This is a genomic window from Paenibacillus sp. SJS-P3 (assembly GCF_056711585.1).
On record NZ_CM160043.1, the window covers coordinates 1588323 to 1606882 of the forward strand.

Annotated in this window: 6 protein-coding genes; 4 read left to right on the forward strand and 2 right to left on the reverse strand. The window is 60.0% G+C overall.

Annotated features, from left to right (window positions below; translation table 11 throughout):
• Positions 1 to 113 precede the first annotated feature (113 nt).
• A complete protein-coding gene (locus tag AC06G8_RS07260; protein WP_447662267.1) occupies positions 114 to 1421 on the reverse strand; it encodes an aminotransferase class I/II-fold pyridoxal phosphate-dependent enzyme in 1308 nt (435 codons plus the stop codon).
• Positions 1422 to 1755: 334 nt separating this feature from the next.
• Between AC06G8_RS07260 and AC06G8_RS07265 the strand changes: the two genes are divergently transcribed.
• The 3 genes from AC06G8_RS07265 to AC06G8_RS07275 all read left to right on the forward strand — a co-directional run bounded on the left by AC06G8_RS07265 (position 1756) and on the right by AC06G8_RS07275 (position 16054).
• Positions 1756 to 2541 (forward strand): helix-turn-helix domain-containing protein, encoded by a 786-nt coding sequence (locus AC06G8_RS07265; RefSeq protein WP_447662195.1) that lies wholly within the window; start codon positions 1756 to 1758, stop codon positions 2539 to 2541.
• A 175-nt stretch (positions 2542 to 2716) separates the two neighbouring features.
• The gene (locus tag AC06G8_RS07270) at positions 2717 to 11224 is read left to right on the forward strand and encodes a glycoside hydrolase family 94 protein (RefSeq protein ID WP_480284862.1); all 8508 of its coding nucleotides are present in this window, start codon (positions 2717 to 2719) and stop codon (positions 11222 to 11224) included.
• A 426-nt stretch (positions 11225 to 11650) separates the two neighbouring features.
• The gene (locus AC06G8_RS07275; protein WP_480284863.1) at positions 11651 to 16054 is read left to right on the forward strand and encodes a bifunctional 2',3'-cyclic-nucleotide 2'-phosphodiesterase/3'-nucleotidase; all 4404 of its coding nucleotides are present in this window, start codon (positions 11651 to 11653) and stop codon (positions 16052 to 16054) included.
• Between the two features lie 77 nt (positions 16055 to 16131).
• Here the strand turns inward: AC06G8_RS07275 and AC06G8_RS07280 are convergent, their stop codons facing one another.
• The gene (locus AC06G8_RS07280) at positions 16132 to 16764 is read right to left on the reverse strand and encodes a pyridoxamine 5'-phosphate oxidase family protein (RefSeq protein WP_480284864.1); all 633 of its coding nucleotides are present in this window, start codon (positions 16762 to 16764) and stop codon (positions 16132 to 16134) included.
• A 203-nt stretch (positions 16765 to 16967) separates the two neighbouring features.
• Between AC06G8_RS07280 and pdxR the strand changes: the two genes are divergently transcribed.
• Positions 16968 to 18500 carry a MocR-like pyridoxine biosynthesis transcription factor PdxR gene (gene pdxR, locus AC06G8_RS07285; RefSeq protein ID WP_480284865.1) on the forward strand — a complete coding sequence of 511 codons (1533 nt, stop codon included), beginning with the start codon at positions 16968 to 16970 and terminating at the stop codon, positions 18498 to 18500.
• Positions 18501 to 18560: the final 60 nt, after the last annotated feature.

Genomic DNA, 18560 nt, shown 5'->3' on the forward strand with positions numbered 1-18560 from the left:
CCGTTGTTCGGAATGCGGCTTTTTCGTTTCGCGGACCGTTTGCCGTCAATTGCTCCCCAGACAAAAAAACAGGCAGGCCGGACCATCCTGCGATGGCCCGGCCTGCCTGTTCCTTATCGGGATCCGTTCGTCTTCAAGTCTCGTACCGCCTGATGCACCAGGTTGAACAGCTCCTCGAGGTTGGACTCCTCGGTGCAGCTGAACGCGACCCGGAGATCACTTTCGCCGAGAGCGATCGTGCCGACTCCGTATTCGTTCAGCAGCCGCTGGCGCACATCCTCCGCGCTGACGCCGATGAGGCGCAGGCACATGAAGTAACCGGAGTTGAACGGGTAGTACGTCCAATCGCCGTCGTAGCGGCTGCTGTCCAGCAGCTGCTTGACCCGGTTGGCGCGTCCCTTCATGATGGCGTATTTCTCGGCTCTCTGGGCTTCGAAATCAGGCGAGCGCAAAGCGCGGAGCACGAAGGTCTGGGATGGATGCGGACCGCTGGAGATCGTCGCGCGGATGATGCCCATCGTCTTCTGCTCCAGAGCGGCCAGAACCTCGGGTGAATCCGAGGCGTAGGTGATGAAGCCGACCCGGAACCCCCATACATATTCTTCTTTGGTGGCGCCGTCCACCTTGATGGGGAGGATGCGCTCATGGATTCCGGCGAGGCTGCCGAACAGCGATTCATGGACGGAATCCTCGAAGAACAGGCCGAAGTAGGCGTCGTCCGTGACGGCAACGACGAGAATGCCTTCATCGGCGGCCGCCTTGAGGGCGGCGACGATTTCCCGGCATTCATCCGGGCCGGGGGTGTAGCCGGTCGGATTGTTCGGGAAGTTCAGGATGACGATAGCTTTGCCTTTGTCCCGCTGGGCGAGCAGCGCCTCGCGCAGGCCGTCGGCATTGAAGCGGCCTTCGGCGGTGTAGAGAGGGTATTCCACGATTTCGGCCCCGCGGCGGATGCCGAAGGTGAGCTCGTAGTTCTCCCAGTTTTTATCCGGTATGATGACCGCGTCCCCGGCATCGGCGAACAGATCGGCTACGATGCTCAGGCCATGCGTGAGAGCGTTGGTCGCGACGGGATTGCCGAACGACTTGGCGGCAAGGGACGGATTGTCCTTGATCATCTTCTCGCGCCATGCGGCCCGCAGCTCCGGCTTGCCGGCAGGAGGAGCGTATTCGTACAGATCCTTCGGCTCATAGGCCGACAGCGTTTCCTGGATAGCCTTCAAGTGCATCGGGGCTCCGCCTTCAGTGGCGATTCCGATCGTAGCGTTGAACTTCGTGGCTTTGGCCTTGGCCTCGGCGGACTGGCTGAGAATGCCTTCCTTCGGAAAATAAAGCTTGCGTCCCAGGCCTGACAACATGGCGTACACATGGGCATTGCCTTTTTCCAGCGCGGTATTCAACTGCTGGGCAAGTGGGTTCATGATTCCGATTCCGTCCTTCCGGGGGTCGATGTGTCCGGGCCGCTTGAGGGTCCCGGCGGGCTGATGCATCAACTGCTCGCTGCCTGCATGACCGTCCCCGTTGCCGTCCTGAAGGGCCGCGAGTGGAATGCCGGTCATGCGCATGCTTTCTTCGGGTGCTATTATATCATTATTTGCGCATCGGAGGGAGGGTTCGGACATTTTTTATGAAGCTTGCGCGTCCCCTCGATGCTGGGGTATGATGGCGAAAAACAAGGCTGATTAGGTTGATCTTCGCCATGGCGGCTGTCTTTCCTTCAATCTAATCTCGCCCAAGAGGAGCATCGGAGGCCGAATGCTGCAAGTACCGCCCTCATCGTTCAAGCTGTTGCCGTCATTCGCCAAGATCGTCTGCGAGCCGGGCTGGAAGTGGCCGCGCCGGGAGAAGCCGATGGCTAATTTCGACCTTTTTTATGTCTGGAGCGGAGAAGGGGAGCTTACGCTTAACGGAGAGCCTTATCCCGTCGGACCGGGAAGCTGCTTTCTGTTCCGCCCCGGAGACTATACGAGCGCCGTCCACAATCCGCAGCGTCCGCTTGTGCTGTCTTATATCCATTTTGCCATAGAAGGAGAACCGCTCGATATACCGGAACGCTACCGCGTGCTGGAGGAGACGGTGGAATTCGAGAATATGCTCTCCCGCTATGTCCGCCTCTTCCTGGTGAGGACCTTTGCCGCCGAGGAGGAAGCGCAGCTCATCCTGAAGCAGATGATGATCCACCTGCTTCGTGCGGACAGGCAGCCGGTCCTGGAGCGCAAGGCGAGCAACCAGCTGACGGAAGCGATCCAGGAAATCGCCAACTTCATCCGCCAGAATCCGGGCATCTCCCATCGGGTGGAGGATCTGGCCGGCCGAGCCGGCTTGTCTCCGCGGTATTTTTCGATCAAGTTCAAGGAGATCATCGGAACCCCGGTCCAGACGTACATGATCCGGACGCGCATCGAGCGGGCCCAGCATCTGCTCATGCACGGAGGGCTCAATGTGACGGAGGTCGCAGACGCGCTCGGTTACCGGGACATCTTTTTCTTCAGCAGGCAGTTCAAGCAGTATACGGGCAGGAGCCCGTCCGAGATCCGGTAGCCGCCGGATCTTTTTTTATTGGGCTGCAGCGGCTCGGGAAGAAGGCAGCGCAGGGGAATCGGAGGAGAAGGTCATAAAATACGGACCCTTTGGGAATATTTAGTTGAGGTGGATAAGCGCATAGCGGAGCGTGCTCCGGCGCGGACAGACTAAGCTAAGCGACCCAGGGGGACTCATGACGACTATGGAATCCTATATACAGGCAGCTAGACAGCTCGCCCTGACTCACGATACGGCTAGAGGAAGAAAGGCGTCCCGGCAGAGGAGGGCGCTTGCTGCCCAGCTCAGGCAGCTGCAGGAATTCGCCGAGGAGCTGCGCTCGGACGAATGCGGCTGCTCGCAGCCTGCCGCCGAATGGCTGCTGGACCATTCGGAATTCATCGAGGAGCAGGGCTATCATGCTTCGATGGAGCTGAGGCACGGAGGGCTTGGCGGCCTTCCTTATTTGAGGCGCTCGGGCCATGCCCGGGTGGAAGCCGTCTGCGACGGGTATTTGGATGTCTCGGGCGGAAGCTACGACCGCAATACGTTTGTCGCCTTCATCCAGGCTTACCAGGAGGTTGCCGTGCTTACGATCGCGGAGACGTGGTCGCTGCCGCTCGCTCTGAAGACATGCCTTTTCAGGCGTCTTGCGGAAGTGTTCAGGGAGGTGCGCCAGCGGCATGATGCCTGCATGGCCGCGGAGCGCATCCTGAAGCAGGCGCTGGCCGGCGGCAGAGGGCCGCAAGCGTCGCCTCTGGCGGAGGCGCTCGACAGAGCCGGAAGGGACATCATGCTCTCGGGGGCGGTCGTGGCCCATCTGACATCGCGCCTGCGGGAATGGGCGGACGATTCCGAGGATGTGCGGCGCTGGCTGCTGCTGCGCCTGGACAACGGAACGGAAAGCCTGTCCAGGCTGAACGCTTATGAAGCGAGGCTTCAAGCCCGGTATCAAAGCGAGGCAGGCCGTCTGATCGGCAGCCTGAGGGCTGCCGAGCGGACTTCCTGGGAGAAAGAGCTGGAAGATCTCAGCATAGCCGATGTGATGCTCAAGAGCGAAGCGGCAGGAACTTATCCTCTTATGGATGCGCAGAGCAGAGCGACGCTGCGGACAAGCACGGCGCGGCTGGCAGCGAGGCTGGGGCTGCCGGAGAGCCTGGTCGCGTCCTGCGCGGTCCGGCTCGCGAACGCGGAGGCCGGGAAAGCCGGATGGCTTGCGGCGGATGGCGATGGACTGCCTGGAAAAGGCGGCCTGGAAGGCAGCTTTGCTCCTTTATCGGGGAAGGATGCTCCGGGTCCCCGCAGTCTTGAGAAACTCCACAAGAAGGCTGAGGAGCATGCACATCAGGAGCTTCCATTGCTCCCCCGGAGCGCGTATGCGGCTTACTATCTGCTCGAGCCTCAAGGAAGGCAGCTGCTGCGCCGGGAGGCGCTGCGGACAGCGAAAGCCCGGAGATTGCCTGAAAGCGGCTTGCTCCGGCATCGGACAAGCACATACCTCTCGCTGCTGGCGGTCCTGTTCGCGGCTGCTGCCGCCGTCCTCACGATCTGGGCGGGGGCGGCCGGCGGACTTCGAGCCGGCGGCTGGGTTCTGGCCGCCTTGCTGCTTGCGATTCCGGCATCGGAATGGGCTGTCGCCCTGCTGCATGGGCTGATCGGGAAAGTCATGCCGACCAGGCCGCTGCTCCGATACGATTTCTCGACTGGAATTCCCCCTGGAGCGGACACGATGATTGTCGTTCCGGTCATCTGGTCGAGCATTGCCGAGGTGAAGGAGCTCGTCCATCGGCTGGAGCTTCATTATCTGGCCAACCGGGATGCGCGCTTTCACTTTGCCTTGCTAGGCGACTATCCCGATGCGGGGACTCAGCATACAGAGCGGGACGAGGAGCTTGCGGAAGCCGGAGCGGAAGGAATCCGAAGGCTCAACCGGCAATATGGCGCGGACGGAAGCACGTTTCACATGCTCCAGCGGAAGCGGACCTGGAACGAGCGGGAAGGCGTCTGGATGGGCTGGGAACGCAAGCGCGGCAAGGTCGTCGAGTTCGCGAGGCTGCTGGAGGGCGAAGAGCAGACCGGTTTCTCGCTGAGCGAATCCGATGCTTCCGTGTTTCCGCGGATCGCTTATGTCATTACGCTGGATGCCGACACGCAGCTTCCCATCGGAAGCGCGCAGCGGATGGTCGGCACGATGCATCTTCCGTACAATCGGCCGCGCCTCAACGAGAAAGGCACGAGGGTGGCGGAAGGCTACGCGGTGCTGCAGCCGCGAATCGCGGTCAGCAGGGAATCCGCCGCCAGCTCCCGCCTGGCCGCGCTCTGGGCAGGCAACCCAGGCATCGATCCGTATGCGTTCGCGGTGTCGGATCCATACCAGGACGGTGTCGGCCAAGGTATTTTTACGGGAAAAGGGATATTCGATGCGCGTCTGTTCCGCCGGCTGCTGGCGGACCGGATTCCGGACAATGCCGTTCTCAGCCATGATCTGCTGGAGGGAGGATTCCTGCGGAGCGGCCTGCTTTCCGACATCGAGCTTGTCGACGGGCATCCGAAGACGTTCCGCTCCTGGCAGCTGCGGCTGCACCGCTGGGTCCGGGGAGACTGGCAGCTGCTGTGCTGGCTGAAGCCCAAGGTGCGCGACTGCTCCGGCACGCCGCAGCCAGTCGATCTCAGCGCGATCACCCGCTGGCAGATCGTGGACAACCTCAGGCGGAGCCTGCTTCCCCCTGTGCTCTACCTGCTGCTCGTCATCGGGCTGCTGCTGCCTCCCGGAGCCAGATGGACGCTGCTGGCAGTAGCTTTTCTAACGGCCTGCCTGCCGCTGCTTCAAGCTCTCGCAGCTCCACGCTACCTGGCGCGCCATCCTGGACAGCTGAAAGCCGCCGTCCTGCAAGCCTGCCTGTCGGTGCTGCTGCTGCCCTATCAGGCCGCCATGATGGCCGATGCCGTCTTGCGGACTCTTTATCGGCTGAACGTATCCCGCAAGAGGCTTCTGGAATGGACCAGCGCGGCAGAGACGGACAGGAACAGCGGCGGGAAGCTGATCGCGTTCCGGGTTGCGGGAACGGTGCTGGCCTTGCTGTTGCCCGTTGCCGGCTGGCTGTCCGGCGTTGCGGCCGGGTGGCAGGCTGCCGCCATTCTAGCCGCAGCGGCCTGGCTGGCTGCTCCGCTGCTCGTCATCTGGCTGAACGGCGCTCCGACGGTACGGGGGGAGAGGCTGTCGGATGCGGACCGAGGCAAGCTGCGCAATCTGGCCGCGAACATCTGGGCTTACTACGCCGATCATGTCAAGGCGGAAGACAACTGGCTGCCGCCCGACAACGTTCAGCTCGATCCGGACAAAGGAGCGGCAAGGCGGACCTCGCCGACGAACATCGGCCTGCTGCTCGCCTGCACCGTCACAGCCCGGGATTTCGGATTCATTTCCTTCGATCAGATGGTGGAGCGAATCTCGCTTACGGTCGACACGCTGGAGAAGATGGACCGGTGGCATGGGCATTTCTTCAACTGGTACGACACCGGCACGCTGCAGCCGCTCTATCCCCGGTATGTATCGACGGTCGATTCCGGCAATCTCGTCGCCTACCTGATCGCTGTCAGGCAAGGAGTGCTGGAATGGGCGCAGAGGGAGAGCGGAGCTTGGCCGGACGAACGGGCTAGGTTCAATTCGAATATTCCGGCTGCGTCCGAGACTGATCCTCCCTCTGACTCGACCACTAAGTCTATGCTGGAGCTGGAGTCTGAGTCGGGGACTGGATCGGAATCGGGAGCCGAGCCCGAATCGGGGTCCGAGTCCGGAACATCCTCCTCGGTCGAGAAGGCTGTCCGGCTGGCTGAACGGCTCGAGAAAATGGCTGCCGAGACTGATTTCCGGCCGCTCTACGACAGCGAGGCCCAGCTGCTGTCGCTCGGCTACAACGCCGACCAGGACAGACGGGACGACATCCTCTACGATCTGCTGGCATCGGAAGCGAGACAGGCCAGCTTCCTCGCGATCGCGAGCGGCCAGCTTCCCGTATCGCATTGGTTCAGGCTGGGCCGCGGGCTGACCCGGATCGGACGGAATCCGGCTCTGCTGAGCTGGTCCGGCACGATGTTCGAATATTTGATGCCGGCCTTGCTGATGAAAACCTATCGCGGGTCGATATGGGACAGCACGTTCAGGGCTGTAGTCGCCAGGCAGAAGGAATATGCGCGGGAGCGCGGAGTGCCTTACGGCATTTCGGAATCGGGCTACTACGCCTTCGATTACGACATGAACTATCAATACAAAGCATTCGGAGTGCCGGGGCTCGGATTCCAGAGAGGACTTGAAAAGGAACTCGTTCTGGCGCCGTATGCGGCTGTGATGGCGCTGCCTTGGGACATCAAGGACGGAATGGACAATCTTCGGCATTATGAGGAGATCGGAGCTGTCGGTCCATACGGATTCTGCGAAGCGGTGGACATGACTCCGTCCCGATTGCCGGAAGGCGACAAGTACCGCGTCGTCCGCAGCTTCATGGCCCATCATCAGGGGATGAGCCTGCTCACGCTCGGCAATCTGCTGCTGGAGCGTCCCATGACCGAACGATTCCATGCCGATCCGCGCGTAGAGGCGGCTGAGCTTATCCTGCAGGAACGCATCCCGGAAAAGGCGGCTGTCATCGCGCCTCAGGCGCTCAGGCCGGGATCGGCGCGCAGCGCGCCGGCTGAAGACGGCCGTTACATCCGCGAATTCCGCCATCCGGTCACGGACGTGCCGGAGGTGAACGTGCTGTCCAACGGCTCCTTCACGACGATCGTGACGGCGGCAGGCAGCGGCGTCATCCGCAGCGGCGGCGTGAACATGACCCGATGGCGGGAAGATGCCCTCACGGAATCGTACGGACCGGCCGTGTATATCCGGGATCTTACAGGCGGTCTGTTCTGGTCGCCCAGTTTCTATCCCGTCGGTTCGGAAGGGGAGGGAGCCTCCGCCAGCTTCGGCTTGGAGAAGGCGGAGTTTTCCCGCAAGGAAGGCGGTGTCGCCGCCGTCATGGAGGTGTTCGCCGCTCCCGAGCACCCGGCTGAGATCCGGCTGCTGCGGCTGGTGAATGAAAGCCGGGAGCCGCGCCTGCTTGAAATCACGACCTACCTGGAGCTGGCGCTTGCTCCTCCAGCCGTCGACGACGCTCATCCGGCATTCAGCAAGCTGTTCGTCCAGACATCTTATGACGCGGATACCGGCGCGCTGCTCGCCTGCCGGCGGCCTCGCTCGCCCGAAGAGAAGCAGGTATGGGGAGTCCATGCCTTGATCGCCGATGGAGAACAGTCGGCTCCGCTTGAATATGAAACGGACCGGGCGAAGTTCATCGGCCGCGGCCATTCTCTCGCCGCTCCGCAAAGCGCCGGAGAACGGCTGAGCGGAACGACAGGAGCTGTGCTCGATCCCGCCTTCGTGCTGCGCCGCAAGCTGACGCTCCAGCCTGGAGAGCAGGCTGTGCTTCAGGCTGTGAGCGGCATGTCCGGCTCGCGCGGCGAGGCGCTGCAGATGGTGCGCGAGCTGCGCGGCATCCAGCGCATGGACAAGGCGGCCGATCTGGCCTGGACGCTCGCGGGAATCTCGCTGCGGCAGCACAGGCTGCAGCCTGCGGATGCCGCGGCGATGCAGACTGTGGCGGCCAGGCTGCTCTATGTTCCGCCTCTTGGACGCGAGCGGGCGGAAGCCATCCGACGCAACAAGTCCGGCCAGCCGGGATTATGGAGCATGGGCATATCCGGCGATCTCCCGATCATGCTGCTCCGCATCGGCGATCCATCGCAGCTTGGATTCGCGAATCGCATCATTGACGGTCACGGATACTTGCGGCGTCTGGGCATCGCATTCGATCTGGTGCTGCTGAACGAGAGCAGCGAAGGCTATCAGCAGGAGCTTCACCATGCCCTCTCGGCATCCGTGCAGTCCGCGGTGTCCTATCCTCCTTATTCCGTAGGGGGCGGCTTGTATCCGCTGGATGCGGCCAAGCTCTCGGAGGACAGCCTCGACCTGCTGGTCGCGTCCGCTCGGGTCGCCCTTGATGCGGCGGGACCGAGCATCGGAGCCCAGCTTCGCAGCCGTCCGCTGCGGACCGCCGGCGATGATGCGGAGCAAGCTGCCGAGGCAGGGAATGAGGTGAAGGCGGCTGGAACGGGAGGCTGGGACGAGGCTTCGCTGCAGACGCGTAGAAAGGCCTGCGTCGCGGCGATTCCGCTGGCTCCGGAACCCGGAGAGCTTCAGTTTTTCAACGGATGGGGCGGTTTTTCCGCGGATGGCAGCGAGTACGTGATCCGGCTCAAGCCGGGCGAGCCGCTGGCCGTGCCGTGGAGCAACGTCATCGCAGGCCCTTGTTTCGGAACGCTCGTGACCGAACGGGGAACGGGCTATACCTGGTGGAGCAACAGCCGCGAATTCAAGCTTTCCCCCTGGTCGAACGATCCTGTTCTTGATCCTCCGGGCGAGCTTGCCTACGTCCGCGACGAGGAGTCGGGCTGTTTTTGGACGGCATTTCCCTCCCCGTCGGATACGCGGGAATTCCGCGTCGCTCACGGACGCGGATACAGCCGTTTCGAGACGGCGATGGAGGGACTGAAACAGTCCATATCCGTCTCGGTCCATCCTTCCGACTCCGTCAAGCTGACCGCAGTCAGCTTGACCAATGAGAGTGATCGGAGCCGCCGGCTGTCCGTGACCGGCATGTGCAGCTGGGTGCTTGGAGTGAGCCGGGATTCTTCGGCCTCCTATATCGTTACGGAATGGGACGAGGAATCCGAATCGCTGCTTGCGCGAAATGCGTATCAGGATACGTTCCGGGAGGCTTCGGCTTTCCTGAGGATCAGCTCCGACCGGACGGGGAACCGCGATGAAGACATCAGCTTCACGGCCAACCGCAAGGAGTTCGTCGGAAGCGGCCATACGGTATACTGCCCGGCAGGAATGGGAACCGCGGCCCTGAGCCGGGAAACCGGCGTTTTCGCCGACAGCTGCGGAGCCGTCCGGCTTGCTTTGACGCTGGCGCCGGGAGAGACGAGGACCGTCTATCTCTCCTTGGGGGCAGGCGCAAGCAGGCAGGAAGCGCTGGAGCTGGCGCAGCGCTACCGCAGCCCGGACAGCTGCACGGCCGTGGAGCCGGCTTCAGCCGCCTTCTGGAAGGAGAAGCTGGAGCAGACGGTCGTGGAGACGCCGGACAAGGAGATGAACCTGCTGATGAACGGCTGGCTGCTGTACCAGGCGCTCAGCTGCCGCGTCTGGGCGCGGACGGCGTTCTTCCAGGCGGGAGGCGCATACGGCTTCCGCGACCAGCTCCAGGATTCGATGTCGCTGCTCCATGCCATGCCGGAATTGACGCGCCGGCAGCTGCTGCTGAACGCCTCCCACCAGTATGAGGAGGGCGATGTCCAGCATTGGTGGCATGAAGAAACGCACAAGGGAATCCGGACGCGCTATACCGACGACCTGCTCTGGCTCCCATATGCATCGGCGCGTTATGCCGTTCATACGGGGGACTGGGATGTTTTCGACGACAAAGCTCCTTTCATCGCAAGCGCCCCGCTCGGTCCCGAGGAGCATGAGCGGTACGAAGCGACCGTTCTCTCCGGCCAGGAGGGAACGCTGTACGAGCACTGCGTCCGGGCCATCGACAAAGGCCTCACTTCAGGCCGTCACGGCATTCCGCTGATGGGAATCGGCGACTGGAACGACGGCATGAACTCGGTCGGCGACGAGGGCCGCGGCGAAAGCGTATGGCTCGGCTGGTTCCTATGCGTCGTGCTGGAGAAATTCGGCGCCGTCTGCGAGCGCCGCGGGGACGAGCTGCGGGCCGCCCACTACCGCAAGGAACGGATTCGGATCGCCGCTGCCATCAATGAGCATGCCTGGGACGGCGAGTGGTTCCGGAGGGCATGCACCGACGAGGGCGCCTGGCTGGGCTCCAGCCGCAGCGCCGAATGCCGCATCGACGCGATCGCGCAGTCCTGGTCGGTCATTTCCGGCGGAGCTCCGCGCGAGCGGGCCTCCATGGCTATGCGGTCGTTCGACCGCGAGCTTGTCGACCGCCATCTGATGCTTGCGCGCCTGCTCGCTCCCGCGTTCGACAAGACGCATCCAAGCCCCGGCTATATTCAAGGCTATCCGCCGGGGCTCAGGGAGAACGGCGCCCAGTATACGCATGGCGTCATCTGGAGCATCGTGGCATGGGCCAAGCTGGGGGAAGGCGACAAAGCGGCGGACTTGTTCCGGCTCTTGAATCCGGTCAACCATGCCAAGTCGCCGGGCGATGTCAGGAGATATGGAGGAGAGCCCTACGTCATGGCCGCGGATGTCTATACGACGGACATTTACGGAGGCAAGGCGGGATGGACCTGGTACACAGGCGCCTCCGGCTGGATGTATCAGGCTGGCCTGGAATGGATTCTCGGTCTGAAGCGCGAGGGAGATGAGCTGATCATCGAGCCATGCCTTCCGGCGGATTGGCCTTCCGTAAGCCTCATATACCGCCATGGCGGATCGTGGACGGAGATCACCGTGCTGAACCCGCATCGCCTGCCCGCCTCGAAGAGCCGGGCGAGAGTCAACGGAGCGTCTCCCGGACCGGATGACGGTCGCGGAGCGCGTATCCAACTGCTCGAGAATTCGGGGGTGCAAAGCGTTACCATTATAATGGAACAAAGCGAGAGCGGAGAGGGGGCCGTTTCGGGTCTGAAATGATCTTCAGCTCGCCATAAGCGCGACGGCAGTACGTCGCGCGGCTGCAGCTTTTTGTCGTTTCGAGCGGCTCTCTGCCGCATGAAGCTCTCTATGCGCGCCAGCGACTTCGTGGAGATCGCGCGATTTTGCGCATTCCGACGTCCCGAGGACGGCAGCACCGCATTGAACCTTGCAACGTCCTTTGGACGCTGCAAGGTTTTTTGCGCATAGCCGGCACTTGTTTTTCGACCAGTGATAACGGAATTGTTCCGTTTGAATTTACAAACTGGTTCATGCATGTTTATGCGCTTTCACCTTTCCAAGTGCCCTCATGATATTTTTTCTTTACATAACCTTTAGGAATAATTTATGCTTTTTATGATTTTCGTTTTTCTTCGACTGCTATAATGTCGAAGTACGAAACAATAAGGGAGGACTCATATTTCTATGAATTGGAAGCCGAAATGGAACAAGCCGGCCGCTTCCGTGCTGGCAGCCGCCGTGCTGTCCGCGCAGGTACTCGGTGCAGGCGTCCTGACGACGGGCAAGGCTCATGCCGCAGAGGCAGCTGCAGCTCCAGCCGCAGCCGCACCGGTCGATCTCACACTGCTGAGCACGACGGATGTACACACCAACGTGTACGGCTACGACTACTTCAAAAACGCGCCTTCCCTCACGGTAGGTCTTGACCGTACAGCAACACTCGTCAAGAATGCCCGTGCCGAATTCCCTAACAATCTGCTGCTCGACAACGGAGACCTGATTCAAGGAACTCCACTGGGCACCTACGTAGCGCAGCATTCCGATTTCAAGCCTGAAAATACGACTGATATTCATCCGATGATGGCCGCCCTGAACGCCATGGGTTATGATGCCGCTACCTTCGGCAACCATGAGTTCAACTATGGCCTTGATTTCCTCGAGCGTACGATCGGCCAGTACAACCCAAGCTACGACACCCTCCCGGGTGCAGACTTCCCATACGTAAACGCCAATATCTATATCGACGATCACGACAGCGACGACAGCAACGACCAGAACGCGTTCAAGCCATATGTCGTGCTGGACAAGCAAGTCAAGGACGCGAACGGTCAGGACCAGACGATCCGCGTCGCTCTGATCGGCCTCGTGACTCCACAGATCATGGAGTGGGACAAGGTCAGTCTGGAAGGAAAAGTAAAAACGAAGGATATTTCCCAAACGGCTGCGAAGTTCGCCAAGGAAATCCGGGACAACAACGAGGCTGACGTTGTCGTCGCCATGGCCCATACGGGCTTCGATGCGACTTCGACCGAAGGCCAAATGGAGGAGAATGCGGTCAACGCCCTGACGAAAGTCGCGGGCATCGATGCAGTCACGTTCTCCCACACCCATAAGGTCTTCCCGACGACAGGCGCGCTGGATGCGAGCTTCATCGATCCCGATACGAAGCTGCCTTACAACAACTCCAAAGCCGTCGTCGACAACGTCAACGGCCGCATCAACGGCACTCCGGCCGTGGAAGCCGGCTACGGCGGCGCGTACCTTGGCCTGATCAACCTCAAGGTCCTGCCTGCGGGCGACGGCAAATGGGCGGTCGACAAAGCGGCTTCCAAAGCCCAGACCCGCTCCATCTACAAAACCGAGAAGGATGCCGCCGGCAAAACGGTGAACGTTCCTATGGTCGAGCCAGACAAAGCGGTTCAGGACGCCGTCGGAGTCGCTCACCAAGCGACGATCGAATACACCGGCAAGAAGCTCGGAACGACTTCCGCTCCGATGAACAGCTTCTTCGCCATGGTGCAGGATGATCCGACCGTCCAAATCGTGACGAACGCCCAGAAGTGGTTCGTCGAAAATGAGCTGGCCAGCAACGCCGACATTTCGGCGGATGTGAAGAATCTGCCGATTCTGAGCGTTGGAGCGCCGTTCAAAGCCGGCCGCAACGGCCCATCCGAATATACGGATATCAGCCAGGGAGACCTGACGATCCGCAGCGCGAGCGACCTGTACCTGTACGACAACACGCTCAAGGCGATCAAGGTCAAAGGCTCCGTCATCAAGGACTGGCTGGACATGAGCGCAGGCGCGTTCAACACGATCAGCCCTCGCAAATCGGCTGCCCAGCCGATCTTGAACTCCAAATTCGCCGTCTACAACTTCGATGTGATCGATGGCGTCAACTACAAATACGACGTGACGAAGCCGGCGAAATACAACCCGGACGGCTCGATCGCCAACGCGAACTCCAGCCGCGTCGTCGACCTGACGTTCGAAGGCAAGCCGGTTGACCCGAACCAGGAATTCATCGTCGTGACGAACAACTACCGCGCAAGCGGCGGCGGCAACTTCCCAGGCGTCAAGGCAGCCGACATGATTCTCGACACCCAAAAAGAGAACCGCGAAGTTCTGATGGAATACATCGAGAAGCAAGGCACGGTGAATCCTTCCGCCGACGGCAACTGGTCCATCCTGCCGATCAAAGGCAACGTGAAGGTTACGTTCACGTCGGCTCCTAAAGCATCCGATGTGCTTCCGCAAGGCGTTTCTTACACGAACACGATGGACGCTTCCAGCTTCGGCATCTTCACGCTGGATCGTCTGAAAGCGGCAGTACCGGCTCCGACAAAAGATGTTGAAGTCCATCTTCTCGGCATCAACGACCTGCACGGACAGCTGGACACCGTCTCCACCGTGAGCAACAAAGCGGCAGGTACGGCGCCGATCCTGGCCACCTACCTGAAGAATGCCCGCGCTAAGTACGAGAACTCCATCCTCTTCCACAACGGCGACTCCGTGGGCGCATCCGCTCCGGTATCCGCTCTCGAGCGCGACAAGCCGACCCTGGAATGGCTCAACATGATGCAGTTCGACGTCGGTTCCCTCGGCAACCACGAGTTCGACCAAGGCATCGATGCGCTGAAAGCCCAGCTGTACGGCGGCAAAGATCCTAAAAACGACAAAATCGTGCACAGCGGCGTCGACTTCGACTACGTGAACGCGAACGTCATCGACAACACGACCAAAAAACCGCTGATCACTCCTTATGTAATCAAAGAAGTAGGCGGCGTGAAAATCGGCTTCATCGGTACGGTAACGAAGGCAACGCCTAGCAAGGTATCCCCATCGGGTACGGCTGGAGTATCCTTCCTTTCCGCTTCCGAAGAAGTTGAAGCTTTGAACAAATATGCTGATGAGCTCAAGACTCAAGGCGTAGAAACCATCATCGTCCTGGCTCATGACCCGGCCAAAACGACGACGACGGCAGGCACGACGACTACAGTCGGCGAAGCCGTGGATCTGGCGAACGCGCTTCCTGCGAACTCCCCGATCGACGTCATCGTAGCCGGCGACGATCACGCTTATGCCAACCAAGTCATCAACGGCAAGCTGGTCGTACAAGCCTACTCGTATGGTTCCGCATACGAAGACATCAAGCTCGTTATCGACTACAAAACGGGCGACGTCAAAGAAAAATCCGCTGTCGTAACGACAACCTTCCAAGAAGGCGTTACTCCGGATGCCGAGTCGGCCGCTCTGATCAAGAAGTATGTCGACTTGCATCCTGAACTGACGGAATCCGTAGGCACGACGGACGGTACCATCACGAGAACGGATGCCTACAACAGCGAATCCTCGCTGGGCAACCTGATTGCAGACGCTATGCGTAACGCTAAATTCGAAGGATCCAATGGTCCTGCGGACTTCGCGTTCATGAACCCAGGCGGCATCCGCGCCGACCTTCCGAAAGGCTCGATCACTTACGGCGACCTGGCGAAGGTACAGCCTTTCGGAAACATGCTCGTGAAGCTGTCTCTGACTGGAGCCCAAGTCAAAACCCTGCTTCAACAACAATGGGCTTTGAACGCTGATGGAACACCGAACACGAAGACGCTGCAGATTTCCGGCCTGAAATATATCGCCGACTTCGGCCAGCCTGTCGAAAACCGTGTAACCAGCCTGCTTCTGGCAGATGGAACGCAGCTGGATCCGAACAAAACGTATACTGCTGTAGTCAACGACTTCATGGCTGCCGGCGGGGACAACTACAAAGTCCTGACGCAGGCATCGAACAAAGTTGTAGGCGACAGCGACTTGAAAGGCTTCTACGATTACATTCTCAATAAGTTCAAAAAAGGATCGGTAACGGCTTCCATCGAAGGTCGGATTACGAACATCAAGAGTTCGGGAACAACGACCCCTCCGGTAGTTGTACCAACGCCGGCACCATCCGCAACGCCAGCACCATCCGCAACACCTGCACCATCCGCAACGCCGGCACCATCCGCAACGCCAGCACCGAGCGCGACTCCGATTCCGGTTCCTGCATTCACCGACCTCGGCAACGTCGCTTGGGCTAAATCCGCCATCGAAGAACTCGTGGCTAAAGGCATTCTGAAGGGCGTAGACGCAAATAAATTCGCTCCTCTGAAAAACCTGACCCGCGCTGAGTTCATCACGATGCTCGTTCGCGCTTACGGCCTGAACGATGCGGGAACGGTAACGTTCACCGACGTCAAGAAAGACGCTTGGTATACCGAAGCGATCGCAGCGGCTGTCAAAGCCGGCATCGTGAAGGGAACCGGCAACAACAAGTTCGAGCCAAGCCGCGTCATTACGCGTGAAGAAATGGCGATCATGGCTGCAAATGCTCTGAAGCTTCAGCATGAGCTTGCCAAGGTCGACAAAAACGCCGCTCTGTCCAAATTCAAGGACAAAGGAAAAATCGCTTCCTACGCTCAGGAATCGGTTGCCCAGCTTACCGATGCGGGCATTCTGACCGGCGTTGACGCCAGCCAGTTCGCGCCGAAAGGCATCGCCAACCGTGCGCAAGCGGCTGTCATCATCTCCCGCCTGCTGCAAGCTTCCTAAGCTCCATCATTAAAAAAAGTGCGCCTCTGTCATCTCGCGATGGCAGAGGCGCATTTTTTTGTTCTTGGACAAGAACTCTAGTCCTGAAGCTCGTCATTATTTCCCGGGGCATAATGCCGCATCAGCGACGCCGTTTCATGATCGAACGGACAGCCGCGCCGCTCCAGCTGGCCGGCAATATCCTCCCGTTCCTCATTGGCAAGGTTTTGTCCGAATTTGAATTTGGCGGACAGGGAAGAGACGGTCAGCTTGACGACGGCAACTCCCTTGAGGCGAGGGATGTAATCAGGATCTTCGGCTGCGATCGTTTTGTAGCCGCCTTCCGGCTGCAGCTTGGCCATCATCGCTTCAAGCGCCTCGGCTTTCTCCTCCAGATCATCCAGCGGAGCCGCCGTCCCGCGTATGAGGACCGATTTGAAATAAGCGGTAGCCGGACAAGCGAGGAGCGGATCCGAGAAATAGGAAGGGATCAGAGCGTACTCCCTGGCCACGCAGAAGCTGACTTCCCCGGAAGCCGCGATGCTCTTCATTTTTTCCCCTGCCCTGCTACCGTGGAAGTACAGATTTCCTTTGTGGTACACGAAATTAAGCGGCGTTATTCCCGGAGTTCCGTCCGGACGGATGCTGGCCATGAAGCCGAATGTCATCTCTTTCAAGAAAGCCTCCAGCTCGATCACATCGCGGCTTTGATCGAATTCTTTCCTTCTCATTCTCTATTCCCCCTCGTTAAGTCTGTCCCTACCGTTTTGTCGCAGCCATGGACCACCGGCTCCAATTCCAAGTGCTTTCGGAAGCAGGGGGCAAAAAAGCCTTTGTGCTTGCTCTAGCTGAACATTACAACTAAAGTGGATACAAGATAAGATCCAATTAGAGGACATTCTAATAGACCACTTGGCAAGGAGAAGGAAGAGGCATGGAGATTCGATTGGCTTTTGAACGCTATTTCCTTCAATCCGGAAGCAAAAGAGCGGCTCTCTACGATTCGCTGCGCGATGCCGTCCGGAGCGGGCAGCTGACGGAAGGGGAGCGCCTTCCGTCCTCCCGCTCTCTTGCCGATCTGTACGGAATATCGAGAGGGACGGTTACTCAGGTCTATGACATGCTGTACGCGGAAGGCTACATTCAGGGAGAGCGGGGCAGCGGCACGTATGTCGCGCAGCGGATCCCTTATCATTCGGCAAAGCTGGAGCGCGTGGAGCAGCCCTCCGAGCAGATGTCGGCATGGTTCAACAGGCTGGAAGAACTGAAAGCGGACAAAGAAGGCTACCCTCCTGCTGCTCCTGAATCGCGGCAAGCAGTCCGTTCGTTCGGGCAGCAGCTGTTCCAGTCCGGACAGACGGATTTCCGCTTGTTTCCCGTAAAGGAATGGAAGATCGCGCTTCATGCCGCCGTTCGGGAATGCATGCAGGAGAATCTCCCTGACGGTTATAGGGAAATACCCGGCTCCGGTCTATTCCGGCTCAGGGAAGCGGTGTCCGCCATGCTCTATATGGAGAGGGGAATCGCCGCTTCTCCGGAGGAGATTGTCATGACGAGCGGCTCCAAGCAGGGGCTGGCCCTGCTGTTTCAAATTCTGGCCGAGCCGGGTCGGCGCATCGTGCTGGAATATCCATGTTATGGCGGCATCCGGGAAGCGGTCTCCGTGACAGGGGCGGAGCTGATCCAGGCGGCAGTGGATGAATACGGAGCGATTCCAGGCGATTGGGATGCCGCGATAGCGGCTTTGACGCCGAACCGCCAGTTCCCGACCGGGACGGTTCTGTCCGCCGAGAGAAGGAAGCAATGGCTGGCTTGGGCGGAGCGCCGCGGCGCGATCATCATTGAGGACGATTACGACAGCGAGTTCCGCTATTCGGGAAGGCTGGGCGAGCCTCTCAAGGCGATGGATCGCAACGGACGGGTCATCTATCTGGGAAGCTTCTCCCGCACGATGTACAGCGGGCTGAGGATCGGCTACGCTGTCGTTCCGTCTTGGATGGCTCCTCGGCTCGCCCAGGCCAAAGCGTTTTATGAACCCTACGCTTCCGGGCAGCTGGAGCAGATGGCGCTGGCCAATTTCATCGCGGAAGGCTCCTACGCCAAGCATCTGAGGAGGATGAAACGCCAGTACAAACGCAGGCTGGCAGCTCTCCACCGGGGACTCGACGAGCTTGAAGGGAATCCATTCCGCTTCCGTCCGTCCGATGCAGGCCTGCATCAATATGCGGAATGGACGGGCAGCAGAGACGATTACGACCGGCTGCTGCAGGGCTGCCGAAAAAGGGGAGTCGCCTGGCATGACGGGAGCGGCTATTTTGCGGGCGAGCCCGGAGGAAACAAGGACGAACGCTTCGCTCTTTTCGGGTTTGCGCACCTGGAGGAGGAAGAGATCGGCCGCGGCATGCAGGCCATCGCCGAACAGTGGAGCGAGCTTGGCGGGAATGCGGGAGGCAGCCGTCAAGCCTGACCTCGCTTCCGTCCGTACTTGTGTTGATCGGAAGGAAGAAGAGATTGTAACCGACCTCTA